The sequence below is a fragment of the Niveispirillum sp. KHB5.9 genome (genome assembly GCF_048066115.1).
Lineage (GTDB): Bacteria > Pseudomonadota > Alphaproteobacteria > Azospirillales > Azospirillaceae > Niveispirillum.
This window is the reverse complement of record NZ_JBLTYX010000014.1, coordinates 17,911-34,785: the sequence shown is the minus strand read 5'-3', so window position 1 is coordinate 34,785 and position 16,875 is coordinate 17,911. Positions and strand designations below refer to the sequence as shown.

Sequence of the window (16,875 nt, the reverse complement as noted above, 5' to 3'; positions counted from 1 at the left end):
CGCCCGGAGTGATCCGGACGGCCCTTTCTCATGCGGCTTGTGCCGATGATCAGGCGGACTTGCGCACGTCTTCCGGCGGGATTTCCGTGTGCATGTCGGCCGCACCCATATGCATCAGCTTCTTGATCAGCGGGGAGGCCACGCAGACCGCGACGCCGATGCCACCGGCCCAGATCAGCAGATCCTGGAACACGCCGGCATAGACCTTGAGGCTTTCCTGCGGCGACAGGACGGCACCGCCCTCCGCACTGGCGCTGGCCATGGAGGCGATGAAGCCGGCCAGGTAATGCGCACCGGCGGACGACAGGAACCACACGCCCATCATCATGGCGGTGATACGGGCCACCGACAGGCGGCTGATCATCGACAGGCCGACGGGCGACAGGCACAGCTCGCCGGTCGTGTGCAGCAGATAGGCCAGGACCAGCCAGATGATGCCGGTCTGGGCATCCTCGCCCACCAGCGAAGCGCCGATGACCAGGGCGCCGAAGCCCAAAGCCACCTGGATGATGGCCAGGCCGAACTTCAGCGGCGTGGACGGCTCCAGACCCTTGCGGGCCAGCGCCACCCAGCCCCAGCTGAACAGCGGGCCCAGCAGGACGATGAACATCGGGTTGAACACCTGCACCACCGATGCCGGAACCACCATGCCGAACAGCAGGCGGTCGGAATTGCGGTCGGCGAACAGGGTCAGCGAGGTGCCGGCCTGTTCGAACAGGGTCCAGAACACCACCGACAGCGAGATCATGATCATCATCGCGATCAGGCGTTCACGCTCGATCTTCGTGCACTGGGTCAGCGAGAACCAGGTGAGGCCGATGACGACCAGCGCCACCACGGCCAGCAGCAGCGTGCCGACGACGTGATGGTTCTGCACCAGCTGCCAGTTGACGATGACACCGACGATGGCGGCGGCATAGATCAGCCATTCCAGCGACAGGCCGAAAGCCATCGGCTTGGACAGCTTCACCGGATCGGGTGCCTCGGAATTGCGGTACCATTTGGTGCCGCGGGCGAACACGATCAGGCCGAAGATCATGCCGATACCGGCCAGACCGAAGCCGTATTTCCAGCCATAGGTCTCGCCCAGGTAACCGCAGGCGATGGTGGAGAAGAACGAACCCAGGTTCACGCCCATGTAGAAGATCGTGTAGCCGGGGTCGCGGCGGGGATCGTCCTTGCTGTTGTACAGCTTGCCGACCATCGTGGAGATGTTCGACTTCAGGAAGCCCACGCCGGTGATGATGAAGGCCAGCGACAGGAACATGATCTGGTCATAGGGCGACTGGCGCACCACGACGCCGTCGATCACCTGGGACGGAGCACCTTCGAAGGCCATGCCGATATGGCCGCAGACCAGAAGGATGGCGCCCAGCATCACCGCCTTGCGGCTGCCCAGGTAACGGTCGGCGATCAGGCCGCCGATCACCGGCATCGCATAGTTCAGTGACGCGTAGCTGGCATAGATGAAGCCGGCCTGACCGTCGCTATAGAGGAAATGCTTGACCAGATAGAGCGTCAGGAGGGCGCGCATGCCATAGAAGGAGAAACGTTCCCACATCTCGGCGAAGAAAAGCGGCGCCAGACCACGCGGATGCCCGAAAAAACCCCGTTCAGGGTCGTTTGATATCCAAGCCATTGCTGCCTGTTATGTTGGATGCTGAGGATTGCGCCCTATAGCACGTTTGTCATCGCCGACATAGGGGGCAACTATGCCGCCCTGTGACGGGCATCACAGTTTGGCCCTGGTCAGCCGGCAGTGCTGTTGGCGGGCCAGGAAGACAGTGCCTGTTCGGCCACCGCCATCAGCCTTTCCCGGCTGAAACCGGCCTTGGCCTGCACCGCCATGCCGTGCAGCACGGCCATCAGGAAGGCGGCCAGCACATCGGGTCTGGCGGTGGCGGGCAGGTCACCCTCCGCCTTCGCCCGTTCGAACCGTTCACGGAACTGCGCCTCACCGGCGGCGCGGACATCGATCAGGGTCTGGCGCATCGGTTCAGCCCCGTCCGACACGGCCAGCGCGCCATTGATGTTGAAACAGCCGGTGCGGTCGGGAAAGCGGGTGTTCAGCTCCACCGAATTGTACAGCATGTGGGCCGCCACCTCCCGCGCCGTGGGCTTGGCCAGCGCTTGGGGGATGAAATCCAGATACAGCTCGTAATAGCGCTCCAGTGCCCGGCGGAACAAAGCCTCCTTGTTGCCGAAGGCGGCGTAAAGGGCAGGGCGCTCCACCCCCGTCGCCTCCGTCAGGTCGGCATAGGACGCGCCCTCATAGCCCTTGCGCCAGAAAACGCAAAGGGCGGCATCCAGCGCCTTCTGCACGTCGAATTCGCGATGGCGTCCCATCAACCCGGTCCGATGTTTTTCATAACGGTCATTATTAAACCGCTTGACAGGGGATGTCCATATTTCATAACGATCATTATCATAACGTTCGTTACGTTAAGCGGAGCGACGTTCATCTCTCCTTTTGGAAAGGAATTCCCATGTCGAAAGAGTTGAAGGGCAAGGTGGCCCTGGTCACCGGCGGGTCACGCGGCCTGGGCGCCGTCACGGCGCTGGCGCTGGCCGAGCAGGGGGCCGATGTCGCCATCAGCTATGTCGCCTCGGCGGACAAGGCTGAAGCGGTGGTGGAGAGCCTGAAGGCCAAGGGCGTTCGGGCCATCGCCATCCGCAGCGACCAGGCCGACATGGCGGCGGCCAGGCCGCTGGTCGACCAGGTGATGGCCGCGTTTGGCCGGCTCGACATCCTGGTCAACAATGCGGCCATCGCCGTGCAGGGCAAGCCGGTGGATGATCCCGACCTGGACACCGTGAACCTGGACCGGCAATGGCAGATCAATGTCATGGGCACGGTGGCGACCACGCGCGCCGCGGCCCCGGTCCTGTCCAATGGCGGCCGGATCATCTTCATCGGCTCCGGCCTGGGCAGCCATGTGCCGTTCCCCGGTGTGGCCGACTATGCCGGCACCAAGTCGGCGCTGTCCGGCTATGCCAAGGGTGTGGCCCGCGACCTGGGTGGCCGCGACATCACCGTCAATGTCGTGCAGCCCGGCGTGATGCCGACCGACATGGCGGCCGCCGTGCTGGGCGACGGCGTGCCCGATTTCCTGATGAACCTGCACGCCATCCGCCGCATCGCCACCCTGGAGGAGGTGTCGGCCCTGGTCTGCTTCCTGGCGGGGCCGAACGGGGGGTACATTACCGGCGGGGTGATCGACGTGGCCGGCGGGTTCGGGATTTAAGGGGAGGGGCTGGCAGGCGTCCGGGAGGGCGCCTGCCAGCCATTGCTTTGCGCCTTTCAGCCAGCGCCCCAGGGATTCAGGATCGGAACGCCCATAGGTTCGAAGTCGCGCACATTGCGGGTGACAATGGTGAGGCGGTGGACGAGTGCCGTGGCCGCGATCAGGCTGTCGCCCTGCGGCTGCCGGTCGGGCACATGAAGATGGGCACATCGTTGCGCAATGGCGGCATTGATCGGCAGGATGCGATCACGGAATATCGGCATCACGCGGCCGTCGATCCACGCGCGCAACATCCTGCCCTGGACGGCATCCCGTCGTCCGGCCAAGGCCGCGCCCAATTCGATCTCGAAGATGGAGATGGCCGACACGAACAGGCTGGCGGGATCGGCATCCGCCGCCCAGGTAACAACGCCCGCGTCGGCACGTTCGGGACGGCGCAGTTCTGACAGGACATTGGTGTCGAGCAGGAACATCAGCCGAGTTCGACCGGCCGGGCGACATCGCCGATCCGTTGCGGAGAGAAGTCGAAATCCGCTTCGGGCTCGTCCTGGCGAAGGGCATCCAACAGCGATGGTCCGCTTTCGCCGGCCAAGCGCCTGTAGGCATCGTATCGGAGGAGCACGAATGCCGGCTCGCCGCGGTCGGTGACGATGAGGGGCCCGCCCTCAGCCGCCCGCTTCGCCTCGCTGGGGTTCTGGTTGAACTCGCGACTGGACATCACCCGGCTCATGATCGGGCTCCTACCCATATTGCTTGAGGGTACAATGCTACATTCAGCACAGGGCTTGGTCAATGTCGTTGTGCCTACAGTGCTACATATGCGAAGGCGATCATTGCTCATGGAAGGCTGGCATCGGCCGGTACGCGCGCCGTTGCTGTCTTTCATCCACTCTGACGGAGACCCCGTCAGCGGACATTACGACAGACGTTTCGTCGGAAAAGCCCTGTAGAGAGACAAGTGTGTGAAGTAAAGTAGGAGTCTCGCCAAATATGCATAACCGTCAGTGTTGGCCATGCCGAAGTTCCCCAACATAACACCAGATATGTGCCTATTTTAAGAAAAGGCCGCTGGATGTTGTGTTCACGCCACTGCGGCAGACCAGCCATCCCCGATGAGGTGCCGACCATGAGCAAGTCCAAGAATGAGGTGACCAGCGCCAAGGCCGCCTCAGCGGCATCGAAGGTTCTACGCGATCCTAAGTCAAAACCGGCTGCGAAGATGGCCGCCGCTTCCGCGCTTACCCAGCGGCCCGGCAAGGGCGGAAAGAAGTGAGGTACATTGCGGCCGAAGCCCATGGCAGATCATCCATTGCCTTTGCGACAAGTAGGAAATGATAGCCCGGAATCACCATTTTCTTTCGCAATGCTATCTGAAGGGATTTGCACAATTCCCTAAGAAGCCGAAGCTGTATGTGACAGATATCAAGGAACGGAAGACTTTCAGCACGCATCCTGAAAATATCGCGGCAATCCGGGATTTCCACAGGATAGAGGTGGAAGGTATTCGACCCGATTTTCTGGAAACAGAACTGTCCAAATTTGAAACACAGCTTGCCGAAGCCCTGTCTCGGATCATTGCAGCGCGTTCGATCAGCAATGAAGCCGATAGTATCATCCTGTTGAATTTCGTCGCACTGGTCGCTGTCAAGAATCCCCGCTGGCGGCAAAGCATGACCAGAGCCTATACGCAAACCGCCAAAATCTGGATGGATATGATAACTGCGACGCCGCAGCGTTGGGCCGCCAGCTTGAAACGGGCGCGGGGCGAAGGCTACCCAGACGAACTTGCGGATATCAGCTACGAAGAAGCCAGGAAATTTGTCGATGAAAAACAATATGAGATCGCTATTCCCAACAACCGTCATTTGAGGACAGAGCTTTCCGCTTTCGAGACAGCGCTGCAGCTTTTGTATAAACGGCGCTGGCTGCTGCTGAAAGCTCCGCCGAAGGCGACAGGGTTTATCACATCGGATCATCCAATGTGCCTGATGTGGCAGCGTCCGAGGCCGGGGCTGTCCGGCCCTGGCCTGGGCCTGAAGGACACCCAGGTGATTTTTCCCATCTCGAACGAACTGGCGATGGTCGGGACATTTGAGGGGCAAAATGGCGAAATGGATGCCCCTGCTACCTTGATCGCAGCGACGAACGGAATCATTGCGGCCCACGCCGAGCGGCAAGTTTATGCGCGTGACCGGGAGTTCCAGTACATTGTTTCCGGTGATGGCTGGACTATGAAGCGCGGAACTGGACTTTTGAACGATGAGCGGTTCGCACGTTCCAACGCCTCAAGATAGGGGTGTGATACGAGTCTTTCTGCGTTCAGATGCCGCCGTCGCTCCTGGAAAAAACAGAGATCGGGCTAAGCCCGCAATCCACCTTTTGCCGCCCCTGACCGAAACCCGCACGTCCGCAATCGGCCCCATAACAGTGGCCCCAAAGCACCCCAACCGGGACGCCTTCTTCCTCATTTCAATCCGTTGAGTACCCAGTGTCGTGGGGCATTGCTCGCCTGCAACCCGATCTCGCGTGGGGAGCACGCAGTGTCGCGCGTCAGACTCATAGTTCAGGGGTTCTATTGTTGATCACCTGGAAGCGGCATGCACCAACCGGTTGGCGATTCCTTGGTTCCCAGGTCCAACCGTCGTAGCTTAAACCGGAAGCGGCGGCGGCATGAAACAGGGCGCGGATGCGGACCAGGAGCCATTCATTGTCCGGCCGTAATCTCTCCCATGCCTCCAGCCGATCCGCAAGGAAGTCCACGCCCAGTGCGGCGTATAGGGGAATGAGGTGCTGGTAAGTCTCCTCGACGCTCATCTCCATCGGATCAACGGGGCACAGTTGGGAAAAATGGTGGCATACCGGTTCAGGATGGGTGTGGCTCGTATCCGTCGCGATGGTTTCGAGCGCTTTCTGTCCGGCAGCAATATGTTCCTCCAACGTCCAGTCGAGGGGCTCGTCGTCCATCATCGTCATGATAAAGCCTCCTTCTCAAATTTTGCTGGCCTTGAAATGGATAGGGGCACGGCGCCTGGACGCTGTGCCCCTATCCTACTTCTCAAAGTCGCAGAATTCACCCCAGCCGCGTCAACGCCTCGGCCAGCTTCGCCCGCGTCGTGTCCGCGTCCGCGCGGCGTTCCCGCTGTTCTTCGATCACCTCTTCCGGCGCCTTGTCGACGAAGTTCTTGTTCGACAGTTTGGCGTCGATCTTGGTGATCTCGCCTTCGAGCTTGCCGATCTCCTTGGCCAGACGGGCCTTTTCCTTCTCCACATCGATGAAGTCGGCCAGCGGCAGGATCAGGGTGGCTTCGTCCAGCACGGCCTGGGCCGAGCCCTTCGGGGGCTCGTCACCGGTGGCTTCCACGCCCGACAGGCGGGCCAGGCGCAGGATCAGGTCGCGGTGGGTGGCTAGGCGCTGGCGGGTCACGTCGCTGGCACCCTTCAGCAGCAGCGGCAGTTGGGCCGAGGGGGGCACGTTCATTTCCGAGCGCACGGTGCGGATATTGGAAATCAGGCGCACCACCCATTCCATCTCGTCACCGGCCGCCGCGTCGATCAGCGCAGCCTGGGCTACCGGCCAGGGGGCGGAGATCAGGGTCTGGCCCGTGCCGCCCAGCTTCTCGTTCAGCTCTTCGGTGATGAAGGGCATGACCGGGTGCAGCAGGTGCAGGATACGGTCCAGCACCCAGGCGGTGGTGGCGCGGGTTTCGGCCTTGGCGGCCTCATCCTCGCCATTCAGGATCGGCTTGGTGAATTCCAGATACCAGTCGCAGAAGCTGTTCCAGGCGAACTGATAGATACCGTTGGCCGCCTCGTTGAACTTGTAGGCGTCCAAGGCGTCGGTGACACGGGCCGCCGCTTGCTGGACCGCACCCACGATCCACTTGTTGACGGTCAGCTTCACGGCCCCCGGGTCGAAGCCGGGCAATGCTGCGACCTGGTTCATTTCCGCATAGCGGGCGGCGTTCCACAGCTTGGTGGCGAAGTTGCGGTAGCCTTCGACGCGGTTCACCGCCAGCTTGATGTCGCGGCCCTGGGCCGCCATGGCGGTCAAGGTGAAGCGCAGGGCGTCGCAGCCATACTGGTCGATCACTTCCAGCGGATCGATGACGTTGCCCTTCGACTTCGACATCTTCTGGCCCTTCTCGTCACGGACCAGGGCGTGGATATAGACGGTCTTGAAGGGGACATCGCCCATGAAATGGATGCCCATCATCATCATGCGGGCGACCCAGAAGAAGATGATGTCGAAGCCGGTGACCAGCACGTCGCCGGGATAATAGCGATCCAGCTCCGGCACCTGTTCCGGCCAGCCCAGCGTGCTGAACGGCCACAGGGCGGAGGAGAACCAGGTGTCCAGCACGTCGCTGTCGCGGGTCAGGGCCACACCGGCGCCGGCCTGGGCCTGCGCTTCCTCTTCGGTTTCCGCCACGAAGACATTGCCGTCCCCATCATACCAGGCGGGGATCTGGTGACCCCACCAGAGCTGACGCGAGATGCACCAGGGCTGGATATTGCGCATCCATTCGAAATAGGTGTTTTCCCAGTTCTTCGGCACGAACTGGGTCTTGCCCGTCTCCACCGCCTCAATGGCTGGCTTGGCGAGCGTTGCGGCATCGCAATACCATTGATCGGTCAGCCAGGGTTCGATCACCACGCCGGACCGGTCGCCATGCGGCTGGGTCATCTTGTGCGGGACGATCTGTTCCAGCAGCTCCAGCGCCTCCAGATCGGCCACCACCTTCTTGCGCGCCTCATAGCGGTCCAGGCCGCGATAGGCATCGGGCACCGGCTCGCTGAAGGCTTCCAGGCGGCCATTGGCGTCGGGCTTATAGCCTTCGAAGGACTGCACGATGCGGGCATCGCGGTCCAGCAGGTTGATCAGCGGCAGCTTGTGGCGGCGGCCGACCTCAAAATCGTTGAAGTCATGGGCGGGCGTGATCTTCACGGCCCCCGACCCCGTTTCCGGATCGGCATATTCGTCAGCCACGATGGGGATCAGACGGCCGACCAGGGGCAGGCGCACAAACTTGCCGATCAGGTCCTTATAGCGCTCATCGTCCGGGTGAACGGCGACGGCGGTATCGGCCAGCATGGTTTCCGGACGCGTGGTGGCGACGACGATGTACCGGCCTTCCTGCCCGTCGATGGGATAGCGGAAGTGCCAGAGATTGCCGTTGACCTCCTTCTGCTCGACCTCCAGGTCGGAGATGGCGGTGTGCAGCTTGGGGTCCCAGTTGACCAGACGCTTGTCGCGATAGATCAGGCCCTGGCGGTGCAGTTCCACGAACACCTTGCGGACGGCCTTGTTCAGGCCTTCATCCATGGTGAAGCGCTCACGCTCCCAATCCGTGGACGCACCCAGGCGGCGCAGCTGGCGGGTGATGGTGCCACCGGATTCCGCCTTCCATTCCCAGACCTTCTCCAGGAACTTCTCGCGGCCCAGATCCTGGCGGGACACGCCTTCCTTGGCCAGATTACGCTCCACCACCATCTGGGTGGCGATGCCGGCATGGTCCGTGCCCGGCTGCCACAACGCATCCTTGCCGCGCATGCGCTGATACCGGATCAGGATGTCCTGCAAGGTGAAGGTGAGCGCGTGGCCCATATGCAGGCTGCCGGTTACATTGGGCGGCGGCATCATGATGGTATAGGGCGTCTGGTTCGAATCGACGTGCGCGGCGAACGCACCCGTCTGCTCCCAACGCTGGTAATGGCTGGCTTCCACCTCGGCGGGGGAGAACGTCTTTTCCAACATGATGGCCGGACCTTCCGGGTAAGGGGATTAGCGTTGATAAAGGAAAAGGGGCGGCACCATCAAGGCGCCGCCCCTTTTGTTCATGACAATGCAGGCAGGCGCGTCAGTCGAGGCCGCGCCGTACTACCCGCTGGATCTCGCTCTTGACCATCCGTTCCACCATGCCGGGCAGGTTGTCATCCAGCCATTCGCGGATCATCGGCCGCACGATCTCATAGACGATCTGTTCCAGTGTGACGTCGCCACGGCCGACCGGGCCATCGCCGGTCAGGCTGGGGCCGCCACGGCGGAAGCCGGCCAGACCGCTGGCGAACGCACGGCTGGCGGCGTCGGCGGCATAGTCGGAGATCAGACCGCCATCTTCCATCGGCGGCGGTGCGCGGCGCGGCGGCGGAGGCGGCGAATAATATTGCTCCGGCTCTTCCTGAACCATCTGGGTCAGTTCGAGCGGTTCATCCTCCACGGGGCCGTAATCCGGCTCGGGTTCCGGTTCCGGCTCCATCATCATCGCCATGGGCGGCGGGGGAGGAGGGGGCGGCGGTGGGGGAGGAGGGGGTGGCGGCGGAGGCGGGGGAGGTGGCGGCGGAGGGGGCGGCGGTGCCGCAGCCTCTTCCGGCGTCTCGCCATCTTCGGAAATGATCCTGCGAATGGAAGCGAGGATCTCTTCCATCGATGGTTCTTGTGAGGACCCTTTGTCGGCCATTTCGCGCGTAACCTGACCTTCCACGAATTCGACGGCAAGCCTAGGGCAGAACGCGCGAAATTTCCACGAACTTGTTAACAGGATTGAAGAATTGACCCTGCGAAGGGCCTAAAAGCGAAGGGGAGGCCTTTCGGCCTCCCCCATATACGCTCAATCACCGGCAATGACGGCGAATCATGTCTGCGCCCCTCAAGCGCCGGGTGCCGCCATCCGGCGGCTTGGCTTGACGCCGCATGAGCGGCGGGCCGGCAGTTGCCGGCCTCCAACAGCCCAGGCTGTTGGCATCAATCCGCCGAAAGACCCCAGATCTTGCTGGAGGCGCTGTTGTAATGCGTCTCCACGTCATAGATCTGGACCGGCAGGCCCAGGGCGCCGACGGTCAGTTCGCCGGTGGCGGCCTTCACCTGGAAGCTGGCGACAACCTCGTCACGCTGGGCGCGAACCAGTTCCACCTGGGCGTTCAGCAGTTCCTGTTCGGCGTCCAGGGTATCCAGCACGGTACGCGAACCCACCGTGGCTTCCTGGCGCACGCCTTCCAGGGCGATGTTGGCGGCACGCACCTGCTCGTTGCGCGACTTGATGGAGGCGCGCGACGTGCTCAGCGCTTCCCAGGCGCGGATGCCCGTTTCACGCACATTGCGCGCGGCCTCATCGATCTGGATGCGGCGCTGCGACGCGGTCTGCTTGGCTTCGCGGACGCGGGCGGTGGTGGCGCCGGCCTCATAGATCGGGATCGAAACGCGGGCCATGATGGCGCCGCTGTCCAGATCGCCCAGCGAGCCCGGACGATCCCAGGTGCGGCTGTAGGAGCCGACCAGCGATACGGTCGGCAGCAGTTCGCCGGCCGTCTGGTCGACGGCGGCATCGGCCGCACGCTCCGCGAACCGGGCGGACACGATCAGCGGGTTGTTCTGGTCGGCCAGCGCCAGCGTGGCGTCCAGCGAGGCGGGCAGGCCGGTCAGCGGGGCCGGCTGCTTCAGGCCCTGCGGCACGGCGCCGATCAGGCGGGCGAACGTGGCGCGGCTGGCGTTCAGCGCACCTTCGGCGGCGATGCGGTTCGACGTCGACAGGGCCAGACGCGACTCGGACTGGCTGACGTCGGTGCGGGTGATCTCACCCACGCGGAAACGGTCGTTGGACGCTTCCAGCTGACGCTTCAGCACTGTCTCGTTATTGATGGTCAGCTGCAACACCGCCTCGTCGCGGACCACGTCGCAATAGGCCTGGGCGGCGGCCAGCAGCAGGCTCTGCTCCGTGGACAGGAGCGAGGCACGCTGCGACTGCACCAGGGCTTCGGCCCGGCTCATCGCGGCGACGGTGCGGCCACCGCGGAAGATCGGCTGCACGATCTCGGCACCCACCGACTTTTCGGTCCAGTAGGTTTCGGCCGGGCCGTTCTTCTGCAGGTTGCGGCTGACATCACCACTGGCGGAGATCGTGGGCAGGAAGCCGGAGCGGGCCTGCGGCACCAGTTCGTCGGTGGCGCGCAGCTGGGCGCGGGCGGCATCCAGGGTGGGGTTGGACTGGTAGGCCTGGGCCAGCGCGTCCTCAAGCGACTGCGCCTGGGCGGGAGACAGGCCCAGCCCGAAGGCAAGTGCCATGGCCGGCAGGGCGGCACGCGCCACGCGGCGCAGGATCAGGCTGGTCGGGGACTGCGTCAGACGGTTGGCGTCCATGTCAATACACCTTCATGGTCGGATCGATACGCCGGGCCCAAGCGTCGATTCCGCCCGCAAGATTGATGGCCCGGTCGAAACCCTGGCTGCGCAGCCATTGCGTGGCATACGCGCTTCTCATGCCGTGGTGGCAAAGGACCGCGATATCACGATCCTTTGGCAATGCCGCCACGGCCGACGGCAATTGCCCGAGCGGAATGTGGATGCTCTGCGCAATATCGCAAAGTTCCACTTCCCAGGGTTCGCGTACATCCAGCACGACAACCCCATCATCCGTCCGGAGCCTGTCCGCCAAATCCTCCACCGTCAGCTCATTGTCTGTGATGGGGCGCACAGGGTTCTCCTTGTATACTGATCAGAACTGGAAATCGGGCTTGGATTCCAGGCCCGGCAGCAGGGTCGCCGAGGCATCGAACAGGATGCGGCCGGTCACCTGGCCGCCCTTCTTCTGATAGAGGCGGGCAACGCCCTGGCCGCTTTCCGGCAGGACCACGGCGACCAGACGACCACCTTCGGCCAGCTGGTCCAGCAGCGTCTGCGGCACGGACGCCACAGCACCCTGCACGACGATCACATTATAGGGACCCTGCTTGGCCCAGCCGGCGGCCAGCGGACCCTGCATGATGGCGGCATTGTCGATGCCGTGGGTCTGCATGGCCTGGTTGGCCTGCGCCGCCAGATCGGCATCCGATTCCAGCGCCACGACGGTGGAGGCCAGACGGCCGATGATGGCGGCGGAATAGCCGGTGCCGGTGCCCACATCGAGGACGATGTCGGACGCTTCCACCTTCGCCTCGTTCAGCAGACGGGCCAGGACCATCGGTTCCAGCAGGAAGCGGCCCTTGCCGATGGCGATGCCCGTATCGACATAGGCCACACCGCGCAGGCCGGCCGGCACGAACTGGTCGCGGGGAATCGCCAGGAAGGCGTCGACGACACGCTGGTCGGTCACCTTGTTCGGCCGGATCTGGCTGTCGACCATGTTCAGGCGGGCGGCGCTATATTCGGGGGTGGCCATCATGGACGGGTCTGTCGCGCTGGGGATAGGAAGGGCTCAAGGCCCCGCGCCTCTAAGCGCAGGACCACGCTGCTATATATCCGTCCCGGACAGGGAACACAATGTTGCGGCTGCACCACGCAAGGATGCGACGGAATTCTTGCGTCAGACCCTTGACCAGGGAGGTAGCACCCGTCTATATACCGGCCCCACCCTGGACGGAAACGCAACCGGGGCGCTCATGGGGCACCGATGGCGCGGTGGCAGAATGGTGATGCAACGGACTGCAAATCCGTGAATCCGGGTTCGATTCCCGGCCGTGCCTCCAGAATACGAAAAGGCCCGTTCCACGCTGTGGGGCGGGCCTTTTTGCTTGACCCGAAAGTGAACCTTATACGGTACGGTTTTCTTGCGCACTTGATCCCGACGAGGTAAAGTGAGGCATGAAGAAACTGGCCGCCATCTTCTACCGCAATGCTGGCGGTACACAGCCGGTTCGGGCTGGTTGTTGTCCTTATCCGAAGGTGATCGCCGCATTATCGGCCAGGACATTGCGACCGTGGAATTCGGATGGCCGGTGGGCATGCCTGTTTGCCGATCACTAGGCCAGGGCATCTGGGAAATCCGATCCACGGTGAGCGCCGGTCGCGTCGAAGCCCGCTTGTATTTCGCGGCTTGGGAAGGAAATGCGGTGCTGCTGCATGGTCATACCGGCAAGGATTTGCAGCAGCGGGCAATTGCCGTGGCCCGGGAACGTTTGGCGGACTTCATGGCGCGGAAAGGAAAACCAGCATGAGCCAGTCGCATCACGATCCGATGGGGGACAGCTTCGAATCCTTCCTGGATGAGCTGGGAATCAAGGAAGAGGTCTATGGCGTCGCGGTGAAACGCGTCATCGCCTATCAGCTGGAAGCTGCCCGCAATGGCGCTGATCTATCGAAATCCGCAATGGCGGGGGCGATGGATACCAGCCGTACCCAGGTTGGCCGTGTGCTGGACCCCGAGAATGTTGCGGTATCACTTGAGTTGCTGGCCCGTGCCGCCGAGGCGGTGGGCAAGCGCCTGAAGGTCGAACTGGTCGATCCCTGATCAACCCAACCCCCTCGCCAGCGCCGCTCGTAAATCCTCCGGCGTGTCGGCTGCGTCGCGCATCAGCACCAGGCGCATCAGGGCCATCAGTGACAGGGCGTCGGTGATCTCTCCCGACAGGGCCATGGAAAGGGCGTCGCGCAGGGGAAGCCGGCGCAGACGGAGCTGTTCGGTATCATCGGGTTCCGTCTCTCCCTGGGTCAGGTCCCAGGCGACATAAAGCGTGCCTTCCTCGTCCGATACGCTGTTCGACAAGGCCACGCGGTCGATGATGGGGATCATGTGGCGCGCGGTCAGGCCGGTCTCCTCCCGCAGTTCGCGGGCCGCCCCCGCCGCCGGGTCTTCTCCGGCTGGCACGCCGCCTTCCGGGATTTCCCAGCTGTAGCGGTTCAGGGGGTAGCGGTACTGACCCACCAGCCAGGTATCGCCATTGGCATCCACGGGTACGACACCGACGGCATGATTGCGGAAATGCACAACCCCATAGATGCCGGGATCGCCACTGGGCTTCAGCACCTCATGATGGGCCACGTCGATCCATGGATTCCCATAGACCGCCCGGCGCGTCAGGGTGCGCCAGGGATTGGCGTCCGCATCATGGTCGCGCATGCGTGTCCCCCTTGTCAGACATGGGTGGATGCTACTGGAATCACAGGGATTTTCCAGCCTGTTGAATAAATTGCCCGAAAATGCGAAACAGGGGTTTACAAACAAGGACAGGGTTGGCTATAAGCCCGCCCACCGCACGATGCGGCGCCCCAAACCGGCGTTGCGTTGTGAGCACTGATCCCAGGTAGCTCAGTGGTAGAGCAGGCGGCTGTTAACCGCCCGGTCGGGGGTTCGAATCCCTCCCTGGGAGCCAATCGGCAGGGCCGGATGTCCAAAGCGTCCGGCCCTGTTCATTCAGGGTCACGATTGGCACGCTTAAACAAGTAGTTCCGACGTTGATGATGGCCTGATCCCAGGTAGCTCAGTGGTAGAGCAGGCGGCTGTTAACCGCCCGGTCGGGGGTTCGAATCCCTCCCTGGGAGCCATCTCTTCGGAAATCCCCGTTCAGGGCGCAATCGCCGGACTGAACATCTCCCGCATCCTCATCTGATAATGCTCCTCCGAACTGCTCCAGCGCAGTTGGGCCAGCAGTTTCGTGTCGGCACCCGCCGGATAGCGTATCCGCACGCCATCATCGATGGCGGCGGCGAAGGTTGCTTCCGCCACCTCTGCTTCCGTGCAGAAACCGGTCGGGTAATCGCCCATCTTCGCGAAGCAGGCCTGGGCGAAGCCGGCATAGTCGGCGGGGATCAGCCCCTGCATCCGCGCCATGCCGTTGGCGGTGAAATTGGTGGTCGGGGCATAGCCCGGCTCCACCAGCCGCGCCTTGATATTGAACCCTTCCAACTCATGCGACAGGGATTCGGTGAAGCCTTCCACCGCGCATTTGCTGGCGGCATAGATGGCGACCAGGGGCATGACGCCGATCGTGGCGCTGGAGGTCACATTGATGATGGTGCCGTGCCCCTGGCGGCGCATCTGCGGGATGATGGCACGGCAGGCGGCAAAGGTGCCGAAGGTATTGGTCTCGAAAATCTCGCGCACCACGCTGTTTGGGGTGGCTTCCACGATGGAGCCCAGGCCGATGCCGGCATTGTTGACCCAGGCATCGATGGCGCCGAATGCATCCACGCCGCCCGCGATGGCGGCATCGATGCTGTGCGGGTCGGTGATATCCAGCGGCAGCAGCTTCAGCCGGCCGGCATGGTCGGTGAACAGGGTCGGGTCCGGCCGGCGCATGGTGGCGATGACGTTCCAGCCGCGATCAAGGAACAGATCGGCCATGGCCTTGCCATAGCCGGATGAGGTGCCGGTGATCAGGATCGTACGGGTCATGTGTCTTCTCCCAAGGTTGGTGTCCTGGAAGATAGACAGATTGCCAGGATGATCTATAATTCATGCTCCATAATTAATTACGGATCGTCCAATATGGACCCGCTCAGCGATATCATCGCCCTGCTGCGCCCGCATACGGCCATTGCCAAGCCCATCACCGGGCGGGGGCGGTGGGGCGTGCGCTACGCCGCTTACCGCCAACCGGGCTTCGCCCTGATGCTGACGGGGCAGTGCTGGCTGGCGGTGGAAGGGGTGGCGCCACTGCTGATGCGGCAGGGGGATTTCGTCCTGTTGCCCGCCACGCCGGCTTTTTCGCTGTACAGCGATCCAGGTGTGGTCTGCGAGGACCGGGAGCCGGTGAACCAGGCCGTCCGTCATGGCGAGCCGGAAGGGGAACCGGATGTGGAGATGCTGGGCGGGACTTTCCTGATCGAGCCGGTGAACGCGCCGCTGCTGCTGCCCATGCTGCCGGAGATGATCCATATACGCGCAACGGCGGGGGATACGGGCCGGCTGACCAGCCTGATCCGGCTGGTCATGGATGAATGTGCCGGTGACCGGCCCGGCCGGGCCATCGTGCTGGAGCGGCTGCTGGAGGTGATGCTGGTCGAATGTCTGCGCTGGCCCGGTAATGGTGGCACCGGCCTGTCGGCCGGGTTGCTGGCAGGGATGCGGGACCCGGCCCTGGCCGGGGTGCTGCGTCTTATGCACGGGGATGTGCGGGGGAACTGGACGGTGGCCGATCTGGCACGGCGGGCCGGCATGTCGCGGTCGGCCTTTGCCGCGCGGTTCTCGGAAGGGTTGGGCTGCGGGCCCATGGAATATCTGGCGCGCTGGCGCATGTCCCTGGCCCGCGACGCGCTGAGCCGGGGGGCAACGTCGCTGGACCGGCTGGCGGAAGAGATCGGTTATGAATCAGCCAGCGCCTTCAGCACGGCATTTCGCCGCCATGTCGGCTGCCCGCCCGGTGCCTTCGCGCGCCAGCATCGCGGCGCAATTGGCTTGGCCTGAGACCTGCTGCGCCCTACATATCGGGCGCCTGTATTCGTGAAAGCCTTTCAATGGTCGATATCACCCCCATCATCCCCGCCGACCGTCAGGTCATCGACACCTACAGCCCCGGGCATTTTCGGGTGTCGAATGTGCTGCATGCGGGGGCGGTGATCGTCTTTCCCGATCACACGGTGGCCTGGGATGTGCCGGGGTTTACCGGGCTGACGGCCAATCATTTCGCGGCCGTCCTGGCGGCCACCCCGAAGCCGGAGGTGCTGCTGCTCGGGTCGGGTGCGCGCATGCAACTGCTGCCCTCGGCCTTGCGCAAGGCACTGCGGGAGCAGGGGGTCGTGGTGGACGTGATGGACAGTCCCGCCGCCTGCCGCACCTATAATGTGCTGCTGGCCGAAGGTCGGCTTGTGGCGGCGGCGCTGTTGCCGGTGTGATAAGAGCGGTTTTCGGGTAACCGGAATCCGCTCCGGCGGCGACCGCCGCCGCGGCGCTCGTGCGCCGTGAAGCCAAGCCGCGCATGC

General features: G+C 63.2%; 19 protein-coding genes and 3 tRNA genes. 10 read left to right on the top strand and 12 right to left on the bottom strand.

Going from position 1 to position 16,875, the window contains the following annotated elements:
• Positions 1-49 precede the first annotated feature (49 nt).
• A complete protein-coding gene (locus tag ACM9HJ_RS20665) occupies positions 50-1,639 on the bottom strand; it encodes a peptide MFS transporter (RefSeq protein WP_416573650.1) in 1,590 nt (529 codons plus the stop codon).
• Positions 1,640-1,749: 110 nt separating this feature from the next.
• Positions 1,750-2,346 carry a TetR/AcrR family transcriptional regulator gene (locus ACM9HJ_RS20660; protein ID WP_416573649.1) on the bottom strand — a complete coding sequence of 199 codons (597 nt, stop codon included), beginning with the start codon at positions 2,344-2,346 and terminating at the stop codon, positions 1,750-1,752.
• Between the two features lie 140 nt (positions 2,347-2,486).
• On the opposite strand from ACM9HJ_RS20660, the gene ACM9HJ_RS20655 reads away from it, so the two are divergent.
• Positions 2,487-3,245: an SDR family NAD(P)-dependent oxidoreductase gene (locus tag ACM9HJ_RS20655; protein WP_416573648.1), complete on the top strand. Its 759-nt coding sequence runs from the start codon at positions 2,487-2,489 to the stop codon at positions 3,243-3,245.
• Positions 3,246-3,301: 56 nt separating this feature from the next.
• Here the strand turns inward: ACM9HJ_RS20655 and ACM9HJ_RS20650 are convergent, their stop codons facing one another.
• Together ACM9HJ_RS20650 and ACM9HJ_RS20645 are read right to left on the bottom strand one after the other, a co-directional pair.
• Positions 3,302-3,718: a type II toxin-antitoxin system VapC family toxin gene (locus tag ACM9HJ_RS20650; RefSeq protein WP_416573647.1), complete on the bottom strand. Its 417-nt coding sequence runs from the start codon at positions 3,716-3,718 to the stop codon at positions 3,302-3,304.
• Entirely contained in the window at positions 3,718-3,975 is a 258-nt protein-coding gene (locus ACM9HJ_RS20645; RefSeq protein WP_416573646.1) for a type II toxin-antitoxin system Phd/YefM family antitoxin, read from the bottom strand. Before ACM9HJ_RS20645 ends, ACM9HJ_RS20650 begins: the two co-directional genes overlap by 1 nt.
• Before the next feature lie 396 nt (positions 3,976-4,371).
• Here ACM9HJ_RS20645 and ACM9HJ_RS20640 point away from each other — a divergent pair, with 396 nt between their 5' ends.
• Complete coding sequence (locus tag ACM9HJ_RS20640) at positions 4,372-4,518, top strand: hypothetical protein (protein ID WP_416573645.1); 147 nt, start codon at positions 4,372-4,374, stop codon at positions 4,516-4,518.
• Positions 4,519-4,576: 58 nt separating this feature from the next.
• A complete protein-coding gene (locus ACM9HJ_RS20635; protein WP_416573644.1) occupies positions 4,577-5,539 on the top strand; it encodes a DUF4238 domain-containing protein in 963 nt (320 codons plus the stop codon).
• A gap of 262 nt (positions 5,540-5,801) precedes the next feature.
• Here the strand turns inward: ACM9HJ_RS20635 and ACM9HJ_RS20630 are convergent, their stop codons facing one another.
• The 6 genes from ACM9HJ_RS20630 to ACM9HJ_RS20605 form a co-directional block, all read right to left on the bottom strand.
• The gene (locus ACM9HJ_RS20630) at positions 5,802-6,218 is read right to left on the bottom strand and encodes a hypothetical protein (RefSeq protein WP_416573643.1); all 417 of its coding nucleotides are present in this window, start codon (positions 6,216-6,218) and stop codon (positions 5,802-5,804) included.
• A 97-nt stretch (positions 6,219-6,315) separates the two neighbouring features.
• Positions 6,316-9,000 carry a valine--tRNA ligase gene (locus ACM9HJ_RS20625; RefSeq protein WP_416573642.1) on the bottom strand — a complete coding sequence of 895 codons (2,685 nt, stop codon included), beginning with the start codon at positions 8,998-9,000 and terminating at the stop codon, positions 6,316-6,318.
• A gap of 103 nt (positions 9,001-9,103) precedes the next feature.
• Positions 9,104-9,502 carry a DUF2497 domain-containing protein gene (locus tag ACM9HJ_RS20620; protein WP_416573641.1) on the bottom strand — a complete coding sequence of 133 codons (399 nt, stop codon included), beginning with the start codon at positions 9,500-9,502 and terminating at the stop codon, positions 9,104-9,106.
• A 485-nt stretch (positions 9,503-9,987) separates the two neighbouring features.
• Positions 9,988-11,379, bottom strand: a complete 1,392-nt coding sequence (locus tag ACM9HJ_RS20615; protein WP_416573640.1) for a TolC family outer membrane protein — start codon at positions 11,377-11,379, stop codon at positions 9,988-9,990.
• A gap of 1 nt (position 11,380) precedes the next feature.
• Positions 11,381-11,713, bottom strand: a complete 333-nt coding sequence (locus ACM9HJ_RS20610) for a rhodanese-like domain-containing protein (protein WP_416573639.1) — start codon at positions 11,711-11,713, stop codon at positions 11,381-11,383.
• 21 nt (positions 11,714-11,734) lie between these two features.
• The gene (locus ACM9HJ_RS20605) at positions 11,735-12,400 is read right to left on the bottom strand and encodes a protein-L-isoaspartate O-methyltransferase family protein (protein WP_416573638.1); all 666 of its coding nucleotides are present in this window, start codon (positions 12,398-12,400) and stop codon (positions 11,735-11,737) included.
• A 230-nt stretch (positions 12,401-12,630) separates the two neighbouring features.
• Between ACM9HJ_RS20605 and ACM9HJ_RS20600 the strand changes: the two genes are divergently transcribed.
• The 3 genes from ACM9HJ_RS20600 (at position 12,631) to ACM9HJ_RS20590 (ending at position 13,465) form a co-directional block, all read left to right on the top strand.
• Positions 12,631-12,704 (top strand) — tRNA-Cys (locus ACM9HJ_RS20600).
• Positions 12,705-12,884: 180 nt separating this feature from the next.
• Entirely contained in the window at positions 12,885-13,172 is a 288-nt protein-coding gene (locus ACM9HJ_RS20595) for a type II toxin-antitoxin system RelE/ParE family toxin (RefSeq protein ID WP_416573637.1), read from the top strand.
• Positions 13,169-13,465 (top strand): Fis family transcriptional regulator, encoded by a 297-nt coding sequence (locus tag ACM9HJ_RS20590; RefSeq protein ID WP_416573636.1) that lies wholly within the window; start codon positions 13,169-13,171, stop codon positions 13,463-13,465. The genes ACM9HJ_RS20595 and ACM9HJ_RS20590 overlap by 4 nt, the downstream gene beginning before the upstream one ends.
• On the opposite strand, the gene ACM9HJ_RS20585 is transcribed toward ACM9HJ_RS20590, so the two are convergent.
• The gene (locus tag ACM9HJ_RS20585) at positions 13,466-14,074 is read right to left on the bottom strand and encodes an NUDIX domain-containing protein (protein WP_416573635.1); all 609 of its coding nucleotides are present in this window, start codon (positions 14,072-14,074) and stop codon (positions 13,466-13,468) included.
• Positions 14,075-14,252: 178 nt separating this feature from the next.
• Between ACM9HJ_RS20585 and ACM9HJ_RS20580 the strand changes: the two genes are divergently transcribed.
• A tRNA-Asn gene (locus tag ACM9HJ_RS20580) sits at positions 14,253-14,327 on the top strand.
• Positions 14,328-14,424: 97 nt separating this feature from the next.
• A tRNA-Asn gene (locus ACM9HJ_RS20575) sits at positions 14,425-14,499 on the top strand.
• A 19-nt stretch (positions 14,500-14,518) separates the two neighbouring features.
• On the opposite strand, the gene ACM9HJ_RS20570 is transcribed toward ACM9HJ_RS20575, so the two are convergent.
• Positions 14,519-15,349, bottom strand: a complete 831-nt coding sequence (locus ACM9HJ_RS20570; protein ID WP_416573634.1) for an SDR family oxidoreductase — start codon at positions 15,347-15,349, stop codon at positions 14,519-14,521.
• Between the two features lie 93 nt (positions 15,350-15,442).
• Here ACM9HJ_RS20570 and ACM9HJ_RS20565 point away from each other — a divergent pair, with 93 nt between their 5' ends.
• Together ACM9HJ_RS20565 and ACM9HJ_RS20560 are read left to right on the top strand one after the other, a co-directional pair.
• Positions 15,443-16,360, top strand: coding sequence for an AraC family transcriptional regulator (locus tag ACM9HJ_RS20565; protein ID WP_416573633.1), 918 nt, complete (start codon positions 15,443-15,445; stop codon positions 16,358-16,360).
• A gap of 50 nt (positions 16,361-16,410) precedes the next feature.
• Entirely contained in the window at positions 16,411-16,788 is a 378-nt protein-coding gene (locus ACM9HJ_RS20560; RefSeq protein WP_416573632.1) for an Mth938-like domain-containing protein, read from the top strand.
• Positions 16,789-16,875 lie beyond the last annotated feature (87 nt).

Bases quoted from the DNA above. Each gene is read 5' to 3' on its own strand.
- ACM9HJ_RS20665 (WP_416573650.1), bottom strand. From the start codon at position 1,639: ATGGCTTGGATATCAAACGACCCTGAACGGGGTTTTTTCGGGCATCCG.
- ACM9HJ_RS20660 (WP_416573649.1), bottom strand. From the start codon at position 2,346: ATGGGACGCCATCGCGAATTCGACGTGCAGAAGGCGCTGGATGCCGCC.
- ACM9HJ_RS20655 (WP_416573648.1), top strand. From the start codon at position 2,487: ATGTCGAAAGAGTTGAAGGGCAAGGTGGCCCTGGTCACCGGCGGGTCA.
- ACM9HJ_RS20650 (WP_416573647.1), bottom strand. From the start codon at position 3,718: ATGTTCCTGCTCGACACCAATGTCCTGTCAGAACTGCGCCGTCCCGAA.
- ACM9HJ_RS20645 (WP_416573646.1), bottom strand. From the start codon at position 3,975: ATGAGCCGGGTGATGTCCAGTCGCGAGTTCAACCAGAACCCCAGCGAG.
- ACM9HJ_RS20640 (WP_416573645.1), top strand. From the start codon at position 4,372: ATGAGCAAGTCCAAGAATGAGGTGACCAGCGCCAAGGCCGCCTCAGCG.
- ACM9HJ_RS20635 (WP_416573644.1), top strand. From the start codon at position 4,577: ATGATAGCCCGGAATCACCATTTTCTTTCGCAATGCTATCTGAAGGGA.
- ACM9HJ_RS20630 (WP_416573643.1), bottom strand. From the start codon at position 6,218: ATGACGATGATGGACGACGAGCCCCTCGACTGGACGTTGGAGGAACAT.
- ACM9HJ_RS20625 (WP_416573642.1), bottom strand. From the start codon at position 9,000: ATGTTGGAAAAGACGTTCTCCCCCGCCGAGGTGGAAGCCAGCCATTAC.
- ACM9HJ_RS20620 (WP_416573641.1), bottom strand. From the start codon at position 9,502: ATGGAGCCGGAACCGGAACCCGAGCCGGATTACGGCCCCGTGGAGGAT.
- ACM9HJ_RS20615 (WP_416573640.1), bottom strand. From the start codon at position 11,379: ATGGACGCCAACCGTCTGACGCAGTCCCCGACCAGCCTGATCCTGCGC.
- ACM9HJ_RS20605 (WP_416573638.1), bottom strand. From the start codon at position 12,400: ATGATGGCCACCCCCGAATATAGCGCCGCCCGCCTGAACATGGTCGAC.
- ACM9HJ_RS20590 (WP_416573636.1), top strand. From the start codon at position 13,169: ATGAGCCAGTCGCATCACGATCCGATGGGGGACAGCTTCGAATCCTTC.
- ACM9HJ_RS20585 (WP_416573635.1), bottom strand. From the start codon at position 14,074: ATGCGCGACCATGATGCGGACGCCAATCCCTGGCGCACCCTGACGCGC.
- ACM9HJ_RS20570 (WP_416573634.1), bottom strand. From the start codon at position 15,349: ATGACCCGTACGATCCTGATCACCGGCACCTCATCCGGCTATGGCAAG.
- ACM9HJ_RS20565 (WP_416573633.1), top strand. From the start codon at position 15,443: ATGGACCCGCTCAGCGATATCATCGCCCTGCTGCGCCCGCATACGGCC.
- ACM9HJ_RS20560 (WP_416573632.1), top strand. From the start codon at position 16,411: ATGGTCGATATCACCCCCATCATCCCCGCCGACCGTCAGGTCATCGAC.